General features: G+C 66.4%; 10 protein-coding genes. 9 read left to right on the forward strand and 1 reads right to left on the reverse strand.

Features of this window, described 5'->3' with window-relative positions; genetic code table 11:
- Positions 1 to 218 precede the first annotated feature (218 nt).
- The 8 genes from AC4D6D_RS19465 (at position 219) to AC4D6D_RS19500 (ending at position 8,429) form a co-directional block, all read left to right on the forward strand.
- Complete coding sequence (locus AC4D6D_RS19465; protein ID WP_491328671.1) at positions 219 to 1,025, forward strand: nucleoside/nucleotide kinase family protein; 807 nt, start codon at positions 219 to 221, stop codon at positions 1,023 to 1,025.
- Positions 1,026 to 1,057: 32 nt separating this feature from the next.
- Positions 1,058 to 1,780 (forward strand): nucleoside/nucleotide kinase family protein, encoded by a 723-nt coding sequence (locus AC4D6D_RS19470; RefSeq protein WP_491328672.1) that lies wholly within the window; start codon positions 1,058 to 1,060, stop codon positions 1,778 to 1,780.
- Positions 1,780 to 3,132 carry a lipopolysaccharide biosynthesis protein gene (locus tag AC4D6D_RS19475; protein ID WP_491328673.1) on the forward strand — a complete coding sequence of 451 codons (1,353 nt, stop codon included), beginning with the start codon at positions 1,780 to 1,782 and terminating at the stop codon, positions 3,130 to 3,132. The genes AC4D6D_RS19470 and AC4D6D_RS19475 overlap by 1 nt, the downstream gene beginning before the upstream one ends.
- On the forward strand, positions 3,129 to 3,944 hold the full coding sequence (locus tag AC4D6D_RS19480; RefSeq protein WP_491328674.1) for a hypothetical protein: 816 nt from the start codon (positions 3,129 to 3,131) through the stop codon (positions 3,942 to 3,944). The genes AC4D6D_RS19475 and AC4D6D_RS19480 overlap by 4 nt, the downstream gene beginning before the upstream one ends.
- Positions 3,945 to 4,156: 212 nt before the next feature.
- Positions 4,157 to 5,566, forward strand: coding sequence for a cardiolipin synthase (gene cls, locus AC4D6D_RS19485; protein ID WP_491328675.1), 1,410 nt, complete (start codon positions 4,157 to 4,159; stop codon positions 5,564 to 5,566).
- Positions 5,567 to 5,826: 260 nt separating this feature from the next.
- Positions 5,827 to 6,150 (forward strand): hypothetical protein, encoded by a 324-nt coding sequence (locus tag AC4D6D_RS19490; protein WP_491328676.1) that lies wholly within the window; start codon positions 5,827 to 5,829, stop codon positions 6,148 to 6,150.
- Between the two features lie 118 nt (positions 6,151 to 6,268).
- The gene (locus AC4D6D_RS19495; protein WP_491328677.1) at positions 6,269 to 7,420 is read left to right on the forward strand and encodes a hypothetical protein; all 1,152 of its coding nucleotides are present in this window, start codon (positions 6,269 to 6,271) and stop codon (positions 7,418 to 7,420) included.
- Entirely contained in the window at positions 7,413 to 8,429 is a 1,017-nt protein-coding gene (locus tag AC4D6D_RS19500; protein WP_491328678.1) for a nucleotidyltransferase family protein, read from the forward strand. The genes AC4D6D_RS19495 and AC4D6D_RS19500 overlap by 8 nt, the downstream gene beginning before the upstream one ends.
- A 12-nt stretch (positions 8,430 to 8,441) precedes the next feature.
- Here AC4D6D_RS19500 and AC4D6D_RS19505 read toward each other — a convergent pair whose 3' ends face one another.
- Entirely contained in the window at positions 8,442 to 9,143 is a 702-nt protein-coding gene (locus AC4D6D_RS19505) for a glutamine amidotransferase (RefSeq protein WP_491328679.1), read from the reverse strand.
- Between the two features lie 221 nt (positions 9,144 to 9,364).
- Here AC4D6D_RS19505 and AC4D6D_RS19510 point away from each other — a divergent pair, with 221 nt between their 5' ends.
- The gene (locus AC4D6D_RS19510) at positions 9,365 to 11,014 is read left to right on the forward strand and encodes a Na+/H+ antiporter (RefSeq protein ID WP_491328680.1); all 1,650 of its coding nucleotides are present in this window, start codon (positions 9,365 to 9,367) and stop codon (positions 11,012 to 11,014) included.
- The last annotated feature ends 160 nt before the right edge of the window (positions 11,015 to 11,174 follow it).

Genomic DNA, 11,174 nt, shown 5'->3' on the forward strand with positions numbered 1-11,174 from the left:
AGAGTGAACGGCGCGGGAAAAGCGCCTCCGAGCCCCTTCGCTATGCCAGCTTGCGGGGGGCGTCAAACGCGTGGAACATCTTTTTCGCCCCGTCAGCTTCGCATCAGCTTCGGGGTTTAGGGCCTGCGGATCGACCTGAATCCAGGCGACTCGATTTGCAGGAATCCTCCGTCTTTCGCCGTGTGACGCGGCGGCGGAGCCATCACGGCCAACAGAACATGACGATACACCAAAGTCCGCGCGATCTCTCTTCCGGGATCGTATCGCAACCTTCCGGCGCTTCTTTTTCCGCGCCTCGCAATCAGGCCGGCATCCGCAGCCGAAGCCCGCTCGCGCCTTGCGTGGCGCTGATCGGCTGCGACGGCTCCGGCAAGTCCACGCTGGCCAGCGACCTCGTCTCGCTGCTCGACCGGCGCTCCCCGACCCGCTCGATGTACCTCGGCCTCGGCACCGGCGACCTCGGTCGCCGGATCGGCGAAATCCCGCTGGTCGGACGGTTGGCGGAGCGCTTCCTCACCGGCAAGGCGAAGAAGGCGCATGACGGCAAGAGCACGGGCAAGGAGAAGCGCCTCCCCGGTTTGGCGACGGCGCTGGCGATGTTCGGTTTCTCGCTCGCCCGCAGGCGGCGATTCCGCCAGGTGCTCGATTTCCGCCGTCAGGGCGTGCAGGTTATTACAGACCGCTATCCGCAGGCCGAAGTGCCCGGCAGCTTCGACGGTCCCGGCCTGTCGTGGCTGCGCAAGGGGTCGGCGCTCGTCGAGCGGCTGGCGACGCGTGAACGCGCGCTCTACGCCGAGATGGCGGCCTATCGCCCGACCCTGGTGATCCGCCTCAATGTCGATGTCGACACGGCGCTCGCGCGCAAGTCCGATCACCAGCGCGACATGCTGGAGAAGAAGCTGGCGGTCGTGCCGACCTTGCGCTTCGGCGGCGCGCAGATCGTCGACGTCGATGCCACCCGTCCCTATCGCGAAGTGCTCGAAAGCGTCCTTGCGGTGCTGCGCCGCCATGGTCTTGAGGCCTGAGCGGCCGTTCGATCGAAATTTCAGGTTTTCATATGTCCCGTCATTCTCTTCCCCCGCTCATCGCCGTCGTCGGTTGCGACGGCTCCGGCAAGTCGACCGTTACCGAGGCGCTGCGCCTCTGGATGAACGAGCGCCAACCCACGCAGATTTGCCACCTCGGCAAGCAATCCGGCAATATCGGCCGCCGCATCGCGCGCCTGCCGCTATTGGGCGGCAAGCTCGACAAGTCGATCCATGCCAAGGCGCAGAAGGCCCAGACCGACAAGGGTCCCGGCCTCGGTGCCGCACTGGTGATCTACCTCTTCTCGATGCGCCGTGTGCGCCGCTTCGCCCGCATGATGAAGCTGCGCGAGGCCGGTAACGCGATCATCGGCGATCGCTTCCCGCAGCTCGGCGTGCCGGGGCCGATGGACGGTCTGGGCCTCGCCAATGCCCGGCAGGACGGGATCGTCGGCTGGCTGGCGCGCGCGGAGCGCCGTCGCTATGCGGCGATGGTGGCGAACAAGCCCGATCTGGTGCTGCGGCTCAATGTCTCGCTGGACGTGGCGATGGCCCGCAAGCCCGATCACCGCGCGTCCTCGCTCGCGCGCAAGGTGGCCGATGTGCCGCGCCTGACCTTCGAAGGGGCACCCATCGTCGAGATCGATGCCGAACTGCCGCTTGCCGAGGTGCTGGCGCAGGCCAAGGCCGCGATCGACCTGCGCCTGTCGCAGATCGAGGCCTCGGGCAGCGCCGTGGGCCGGAAGGCGGCGTGATGAAAGCCGTCTCCATGAAGCACTGGTTTTCCGACGGGGTGTTCCGCACGATCGTGCGCAATGCCTCCTATCTTGGGTCGAGCAAGCTGGTCGGCGCGCTGCTGGGCCTTATCGCGCTGGCCTGCGCCGGGCGGGGACTGACCCCGGCGCTTTTCGGCACGCTCGTCATCATCCATTCCTATGCCAACGGCGTGGGCGCGCTGGTCAAGTTCCAGACCTGGCAGTTCATCGTTCGCTACGGCACCCCCGCGCTGGGGCGCGGTGACGTTGCCGAGTTCCGCGACGTCACCGGCTTCGCTTTCGGTCTCGACCTTGCCAGCGGCCTGATCGGTCTTGCAGGCGGCCTCGTCCTGTTGCCGTTCCTGGCGGAATGGTTCGGCATTCCGGCCGAGGACGTGAAGCTGGCCATGCTCTATTGCACGCTGATCCCGACGATGACGGCGGCGACCCCCACCGGCATCCTGCGCGTGCTCGACCGCTTCGACCAGATCGCCGTGCAGCAGATGGTCACGCCCGCGCTGCGCGCGCTCGGCGGCGTGATCTCCTATTTCGGTGGCTTCGGTTTCGCCGGTTTCGTGATGACCTGGTATCTCGCCGACCTGCTGGGCGACTTGTGCCTCTGGTTCATGTCGATGCAGGAACTGCGCCGCCGGGGCATCCACGGAGCGCTGCGTCCGGGCCTGTTCGGCCCAGGACGGCGGCTTTCGGGCGCCTGGGACTTCGTCTGGACCACCAATTTCGCCCACTCGATCTGGGCGGCCTGGGGGCCGGTGAGCAACCTGATCGTCGGTGCCCTGCTCGGGCCGACAAGCGCGGGCCTGTTCAAGATCGCCGCGACCTTCTTCGATTCCGCCAGCAAGCCCGCCGATCTGATGTCGCGCAGCTTCTATCCGGAGATCATGCGCCTCGACCCTACCAGTCGCCATCCCTGGCAGCTTGCCATCCGTAGTGCGCTGATCTCGGGCGGCATCGGCTTCGTGATCCTGCTGGCGGTGATCCTCGGCGGCGAGCCGGTGATCGGTCTCGTCTTCGGCAAGCGCTATGTCGAGGCCTACGACCTGCTCCAGCTCATGACCGCCTCGCTGATCGTGACGATGGCCAGCTTCCCGCTCGAATCCCTGCTCTACATGGCCGGGCGCCAGCGCTCGGCGCTGGTGGCCGAGGGCACGGCTGCAGCGGGCTATGCCGTGCTGCTCTTCGTGCTGATCCACTTCTTCGGCATTACCGGCGCGGGGCTGGCCTATGTCGCGGGGGTCTGTCTCAAGGCGCTCTTCATGTTCATGCCGACGCTCTGGGCCTACAGGGCGCGGGGCACGCTTTCGCACATCATGGCCGAGGAGGCGCCCGCATGACCTATTCTCAGGAAACGCTCGTCGCCCTGTTCGAGGCGATCGAGATGGACGACGTGGTCGATCCGGTGGTCAGCCTGCCCGATCCGATCCCGGTGGACTGCACGCGGGAAGAGATGCAACGCTGCCTCAACCTCTGCCGCCAGTTCTGGCGGGACCGGGCGAGCCGCGCCGCCCTGCGCGAACTGGTCGGCACCCTGCTGCTGACCGGAGACCTGCCACAGGATGCCCGCAGGCGCTACAAGCATATCCGCGCCGCCTACAAGCACTTGCGCTTCGCTCTCGTGCTCTACGGGGCGAGCCACAAGGCGCCGCTGCTGTTCCGCTCGACCGTGGCGGTCATGGGGCACTTGCAGGACGCCTTCCGCAACCGTCGGCGCGCAGCGGTGTTCGGCTATGCGCTGATGTTGCGCGTGCTGCTGTCCTGGCCGGTCTGGATGGCGGTGCAGCGTGAGGTCGAAGGCGTGAAGCTGGAAGATGCCGCCGGTTTCCTCGCCTATCGCAAGGCGGAGTTCCGCCGCCTTCGCGGCTGGCTCTCGACCGGCTCGCTGACCGGGCACCGTTTCCACAGTATCCGCAAGGTCGTGAGTCGGCAGGTCTCGTTCTACGATACCCTGCGCACGCTCGAACCCGAAGAGCAGGGCTACCGCATGTCGCGCTTCCTCAGTGCCATCAATGGGCTGATGGGCAGCATGCACGACGATCTCGTCGAGCAGGCAGGCAAGGGGCACCGCGACTACCACCGCGACGATTTCCCGATGCCCGAGGATATCCTTTCGCGGCTGAAGGCGCTGACGGCGGCCTATCCCGTCTGAGATCGAGCGCTTCGTCGCGGGGCCTTCGACAGGCTCGGGCTGAGCGGAAGGGCGACAGGAATGGGATTGATGGATCACGACCGGTCATCCTGAGCTTGTCGAAGCCCGCTCCTTCTGAGCTTTTCGAAGTCCGGTCATCCTGAGCTTGTCGAAGGATGGGGCAGCACGCGCAAACGCTTGCCATCCTGCGCGGATTGCCCAACAATCCCCGCATGATGACGCTGCCCACTCTCGGCGAGGCCTTCTACATCGCCGAGTGGGGCATCCGTCTGACGATGCTGGCGGTCGTGCCCTTGCGGCGCACGCCCGCGGCGGCGGCGAGCTGGCTGCTGTTGATCTTCTTCCTGCCGGTGCCGGGGCTGCTGCTGTTCGCCGCGATCGGCAGCCCGCGCTTTCCGGCCTGGCGGGTCGAGCGCTTCGAGAGCCTGCGCGGCTTCTTCGAAGATGTCGCGGGCCGCATCGCGGGCGAGGCTCCGGCGGCCTCCGAAAATGCGGGTGAAGTGGTCGAACTGGCCGGGCGCCTCGGCCACTTTCCCGCCGCTTCCGGCAACGCGATCGAACTGATCGACGATTACGACACGGTGATCGCGCGTCTGATCGCCGATATCGATGCGGCGCGGGAGCACGTCCGCCTGCTGTCCTACATCTTCGCCGACGATGCCACGGCGCAGCGAGTGATCGCCGCGCTCGGCCGGGCAGTGGCGCGCGGGGTGCCCTGTCACGTCCTGGTCGATCCGGTCGGTTCCTACCGCTGGCTCAAGGGCACCTTGCAGGCGCTGCGCGGGCAGGGCGTGCGGGTGCGGCGGATGCTGCCGTTCCGCCTGATCCGGGGACGCACCCGCCGCGACATGCGCAACCACCGCAAGCTGTTCCTGATCGACGGGCGGATCGGCTATGCCGGTTCGCTCAACATCGTCGCCAAGGATTTCCGGCCCGGCGTGACCAACCGCGAACTGGTGGCGCGGGTTACGGGGCCGGTGGTCGCGGCGATGTCCGCCATTTTCGTTTCCGACTGGTTCCTGGAGACCGAGGAGATGCTCGAACCGGCGGTCGCCCTGCCGCCTCCGGGAGGGGCCTCGACCTTGCAAGTGCTGCCGAGTGGGGCGAACTACCCGCTGGAAGGGTTTCTCACCCTGTTGACCTGGCAGGTCGCCCGTGCCGAGCGAGAGGTCGTGCTGGTCACGCCCTATTTCATCCCCGACGAGGGCCTGCTGGGCGCGCTGATCACCGCCGTCCTGCGCGGCGTGGAAGTCCACGTCATCGTTTCGGAAGTGGTCGACCAGCTGCTGGTGAACCTCGCGCAGGCGTCCTATTACGACGAGCTCCTGGCGCACGGCGTGCGCATCCACCGCTATCGCGGCTACCTGCTTCACGCGAAGGCGGTGCGGATCGACGATACCCTCGGCATCGTCGGCTCCAGCAATGTCGACGTGCGCTCGTTCCAGCTCAACGAGGAAGTCAGCCTGCTGCTGCTCGACCGGCCGGCAATCGACGAACTGGCGCGAATCCAGCGGGGCTATATCGCCGGAAGCGATGAACTCCTGCTGGCGGAATGGCGCGCGCGACCCCGGACGAGGCGGTTCGTCGAGAACGGCGCACGTCTCGTCAGCCCGCTGCTCTAAGCCGTAGGTAGCCTGTAAGCGGCGCATTGGAGGTAGGACGGCAGTCCATTTGATCCCGATGGTCGTGGCATCGGGATAGCCGCGCAAGAAACTGTCACATTCCCGGTTTCCGGCCTGTTTTCGTCATGTACCCTCGGGTGACTTGGCGAGGAGTCGAACTCATGAAGCTTCCAGAGGAACAGCTGGCCGAATTGGGCCACAACGACCGACGATCTTTCTTGGCGGCTTGCGGGAAGTATTCGCTTCTCGTTCCCCCTGCGATGACGATGCTCTTGTCCACTTCGCTCAGTTCACCTGCGATCGCCAAGTCGGGCGGCGGTGGTGGCGGCGGAGGTGGTTCTTCCGGCGGTACGGGCGGCGGCACGGGCTCGGGCGGTACGCCGGGCGGCGGGTCCGGCAGCGGCGGCTCCACCGGCGATGGCGGCAGCATCAAGGACGGTGGCGGTTCCGGTTCAGGGCCCAAGGACACGGGCGTCCCCAGCGGTGGCGACAGCCATGCCGGTTCGGTGAGCGCCGAGGCCAGCCTTCCCAAGGGCGACGGTGGCGGCAAGCTGAACGGCGGCGACAGGCGCGATCGGCGCTGAGCGTCTTCTGCAATGTCGAAACGGATGGGGCTGAGGCGAACCGGGGGAGGGAGCCGCGATGCACGGCGGCTTTGTATCGGGAACGGGAGCATGCGGAACGGATTTGCCGGATAGGGAAGTGCCCGGGGATTCCTCCAGGGACGAAGGATCGGTTGCCGATGCGCCGATCCTGCACCTTGCCTCTGGCGTCCTCCCGCTGGTCATTGATGACCGCCCGGTCCTTTTCGTCGAGGCCACCCAGCGCCTGAATGCGCTGAACGGCTCGGCCGGAATGCTCGTCGCGCTCCTCGCCGACGGCATCGGTCTGGCCGATCTGCGCCTGGAGCTGGGTGGCACTCTCGGTCTTTCGGCGGCCGAGGTCGATGCGCTGCTGGTGGACTGGAGCGCGCAACGCGTCATTTCTGCGTCATCCGAGGCTTCCGGGTCGCCCGAACGGAGCAGCCTCGTCCTGCGGGCAGGCGCACGGGATATTGCCATTGTCTTTCCCGACGGTGCGTGGGGTCGTGAGCTGGCCGCGCCTTATGCGCATCTGCCGCAGCAGCACGGCGCCGATCTCCGGGTGACCGCGGCGGCACTCGGTGGGGACAACGACCTTGCCGGCATTTTCGACGGCCGCGCCGGTACGCTGGTCGCGCGCGAAGGCGCCGCGCCCGTGCTGCGCGGGATGGTGGTCGATCTCGCACTGGAGCAGGACGATTACATTGCCCTCCATGCTGCCTCGCTGGCGACCCCGGATGGCGAGACGATCCTGCTGATCGGTGCGCCGGGTGCGGGAAAATCCACGCTGGCGACGCTGGCTGCGGTCTCGCCCGGCACGCTGCGCCTTGCCGGGGACGATATCGTCCTGTTCGATCCCCGCACCGGCCTGGCCATGGGTCTGCCGCTGCCGCTGACGATCAAGTGCGGAAGTTGGGACCGTCTCGTGGGAGCCGTTCCCGGCCTTGCGGATAGTCCCCCGATCCTGCGTGCCGACGGGCAGTGGCTGCGCTATGCCCCGCTGCCGTCGCCCGTCGCGCCCGGTTGGCGGCGCGTTGCCGCAATCGTCGACTTGCGACGTGAGGACAGTCCCGGGGCCGGGGCGCAACTGCTTGCCCAGTCCGCCATCGATTGTCTAGGACGGCTGCTGGAGGAAGGCTTCGTGCGTGGTGGACGCTGCACGGCGGGCCAGATGCGCGGACTGGCCCGAATGGTCGACGGCGCCCATACCTTTACGCTCCACTATGCCGAGGCCGGACAGGCGCTTCCCGCCATCGAGGCTCTTCTTGCCTAGCGCGGCCAAGGCGCTCTCGGACTTTTGCCAGTGCCTGAAGGGCGATGTTCCGCCCCTGATCGACTGGGAAGCGGTGCTCGGACTCGCCAATCGGGCGCTCGTGACCCCGGCATTGGCGAAAGCGCTGGTTTTCAACGCGAAAGTCCCTCCCGAAGTCGCCGGTCTGCTTCAGGTCATCGCCGAACGCACGGCCACCCGCAACGGGCTGATGCATGCCCAGCTTGCCGAGGCCGTCGCCGCCTGCAATGCTGCGGGAATCCAGCCGATCCTCCTCAAGGGTGCCGCTCTGCTCGCCCGGCGCGGACCGGACTGCGCCGATCGCCTGCTCACCGATCTCGACCTGATGGTTCGCGAAGAGGAGGGCGCGCAGGCGATCGCGGCGCTGGAGAGCATCGGCTATCGCCGTTTCTCCTCCACGCATGAAGACGGGCAGGGCGTCAATCTCGGCCGGGAGCGCGATGCGGGCGGCCTGGACCTCCACTACCGCCTGAAACGCGTGGGCCGCGAGCGTGATGCGGCCTGGCTGGCTGCCTCCTGCTGCCCGTTCGCGATAGGGGAAGGGAGGGCGGCGATGCCCTCTCCGGCGGCGCTGGCCGCGCTCTTCGTGCTGCACGACCAGTTGCAGGAGGGCGATTACTGGCGCGGCCGGATCGATCTGCGCCACCTCGTCGATCTCGCGGCGATTGCCCGCGACGAAGGCGGGATCGACGGTGCGGCACTGGCCGCGCTGTTCCCGGAAGCCCGTGCCCGGCGCGCGCTCGCGGTGCAGCTCGATACGCTGGCGGAATGGCTGGGGGTGCGGATCGCCAGCGATCGTCGCGGTTGGAGAGTGCCCTTTCAGGACTGGCGCCGACGTGAGCAGTTGCGCCGTCCCGGCACGGAGACCGCCTTCACTCTCGCCTCATGGTTGATCGATCCGCCTTTCGGCCTGTTCGAACACAGCGGCGCGGCAGCGCGCGGTCGGGAGGTCCGGCGCATGCTGCTGGAGAAGAAGGCTACGAAAGTCTGAAGCAGGGGCGCTTCAGCGCAGCCCGGTGAGCCACTCCGCGATCATCGCCTGCCCCGCCGCCACCGCGCCCGGACCCAGACTGTCGTGGGCTGCACGCAGGGAGGCCTCGTCGCCGCCCGCTTCGACCACCGATTCCGGCCATTGCTCGATCCAGGCATCGAAACGCGGGTCGAGGCCCATTTCGGCATGGAACTGCAAGGCCAGGATATTGCTGCCGCGCCGGAAGGCCTGATGCGCATAGAGATGGCTCGACGCCAGAAGCTCGACATTCGCGGGCAGGGTGAAAGTGTCGCCGTGCCAGTGCAGCACCGGCACGCCTGCGATATGGCGAAGCGGGCCTTCGAGAGCATGGTCATGGACCGAGACACTGTGAAAGCCGACTTCCTTGTGCGGTCCCGCATAGACTTCGGCGCCCATCGCGGCGGCCATCATCTGCGCGCCGAAGCACACGCCCAGGGTCGGCCGCTCCGCTTCCAGGCGCCGGGCAAGGCGGCGCATCTGGCAGGTGATCCAGGGGTGCTCGTCCTGCTCGTAGATGCCCATGGGACCGCCCATCATGATGAGCAGGTCCGGCTCGCAGAGGTCGAGCGAGGAAAAGGCGGGATCGGTCACGTCGATCCGGTCGACATCGTATCCGGCCGCTTCGATCGGCATGCGGTAGCCGGCGACGCCTTCATAAGGAACGTGCCGGATGATCAAGGCGGTCTTCGTCACTGCTCGCTTTCGTTTGGGTGGCACTGCGGGAATGCCTTGCCTGCATCTTCCATCGCTCACGCGAACGGCGCAAGCCCCGACGCGGGTCCGATAGAAAATGTATCAAACGGTTGCCCGCGCCCGATAAGGCCAAGAAATACGGGTGCAGGATTTGCAATCTGCGCCCCCAGCCGCCATGGTTCCCGCGAAATTCACCTGAGAATTATGGAAGGAGCCAAGGTTTGGAGTCAGTTTCGGTCGTACTTTTCCTTTTGCTGGCGGTCGTGGTGAGCGGTGCGGTATCGCGCATGCTCCCCTGGTCGGTGCCGACACCGCTCGTGCAGATATTGCTGGGCTGCGTGATCGGTCTTTCGACTTCTTATAGCGTATCGCTAGATCCCGAACTGTTCCTGCTGCTCTTCCTGCCGCCACTGCTGTTTCTTGACGGTTGGCGCATTCCCAAGGACGAATTGTTCAAGGACGTCTCTACCGTCGTCGAACTGGCCCTGGGGCTGGTGCTGACGACCGTGATCGGCATGGGCCTACTCATTCACTGGATGATTCCGGCCATGCCGCTGGCCGTCGCTTTCGCGCTGGCTGCCGTCGTTTCGCCGACCGACCCGATCGCGGTTTCCGCCATCGCCGCCCGCGTGCCGATCCCCAAGCGCATGATGCATATCCTAGAAGGCGAATCCCTGCTGAACGATGCCTCGGGCCTCGTCTGCCTCCGCTTCGCCGTCGCGGCGGCACTGACCGGCACGTTCTCCGCCGGGGGGGCCGCGCTCAACTTCCTCTGGGTTGCGGGCGCGGGTCTGGCCATCGGTGTTGCGGTCACGCTCGTCGTCTCGCGTGCCAAAGCCTGGGTCACGCGCCGCTGGGGCGAGGACACCGGCTCGCAGATCCTCGTCAGCCTGCTGATCCCCTTCGGTTCCTACATGCTGGCCGAGCACTTCCATGCCTCGGGCATCCTTGCTGCCGTCAGCGCCGGCGTGACCATGACCTTCGCGGAAATCTCGCGTGAAGCGATGGCCGTCACCCGCATGCGGCGCAACTCGGTGTGGGACACGATCCAGTTCACGCTCAACGGCATCATCTTCGTGCTGCTGGGTGAGCAGCTTCCGGCGATCCTTGCCGGAGCGAAGCGGACCGTGGCCGTCACCGGCCATACCCAGCCGGGCTGGCTGGCGCTCTATGTCGTCGCCATCGTCCTCGGCCTTGCGGCTTTGCGCTTCGCTTGGGTGTGGCTCTCGCTCAAGTTCACGATCCTGCGCAAGCGTCAGGCGAACGGCGGCAAGGATACAGTGGGAGCGGTCCCGACGCCGAACTGGCGGCTCGTTGCGGCGATGTCCTTCGCGGGCGTGCGCGGTGCGATCACTCTGGCGGGTGTGCTGACGCTGCCGCTGGTCCTTAACGACGGGACACCGTTCCCGGCACGTGATCTGGCCATCTTCCTGGCGGCGGGTGTCATCATCGTTTCGCTGGTCCTTGCGAGTATCGCCTTGCCGGTGCTGCTCAAGAACCTCACCATGCCGGGTGAGCCGTCCAAGCAGGCCGAGGAAGACGCGGCCCGCGTCAAAACCGCCGAAGCGGCGATCAAGGCGATCGAGCGCCATCAGCATAACCTTGCCGAGAGTCGCGGCGATGCCGACCGCTATGCGGCGGCGGGCGGCCGGGTGATGGACCTCTACCGCGAAAGGATTGAAGGCCTCCGCGAAGACGAACGCGATGCCGCTCGCGAGCAGGAGCGGCTGTTTCGCGATTTCCGGCTTGTCGGCCTCAAGGCCGAACGGACGGCACTTGGCGAACTCATCCGCACCCGCAGCGTGGGCAGCGAGACCATCCGCAAGCTGACTCGCGAACTCGATCTTTCGGAAGCCCGCTTCCGGGGATGAGATGGAGCAAACGGTCCCACCCCGGCGGTGGGGCCGTTTGGCGTTTGAAGGTCAACCCCGCTGAAAACGGTCATTTTTCGAAAATGTCGTTTTTTTGAAATTAGGTTATTGACCGAATCGTGGGTCGGTCTTAGAGGGCCTCTCACCGCAGCGGACCACA

The sequence above is a fragment of the Novosphingobium sp. BF6 genome (assembly GCF_058273105.1).

Bases quoted from the DNA above. Each gene is read 5' to 3' on its own strand.
- AC4D6D_RS19465 (WP_491328671.1), top strand. From the start codon at position 219: ATGACGATACACCAAAGTCCGCGCGATCTCTCTTCCGGGATCGTATCG.
- cls (WP_491328675.1), top strand. From the start codon at position 4,157: ATGATGACGCTGCCCACTCTCGGCGAGGCCTTCTACATCGCCGAGTGG.
- AC4D6D_RS19480 (WP_491328674.1), top strand. From the start codon at position 3,129: ATGACCTATTCTCAGGAAACGCTCGTCGCCCTGTTCGAGGCGATCGAG.
- AC4D6D_RS19470 (WP_491328672.1), top strand. From the start codon at position 1,058: ATGTCCCGTCATTCTCTTCCCCCGCTCATCGCCGTCGTCGGTTGCGAC.
- AC4D6D_RS19490 (WP_491328676.1), top strand. From the start codon at position 5,827: ATGACGATGCTCTTGTCCACTTCGCTCAGTTCACCTGCGATCGCCAAG.
- AC4D6D_RS19475 (WP_491328673.1), top strand. From the start codon at position 1,780: ATGAAAGCCGTCTCCATGAAGCACTGGTTTTCCGACGGGGTGTTCCGC.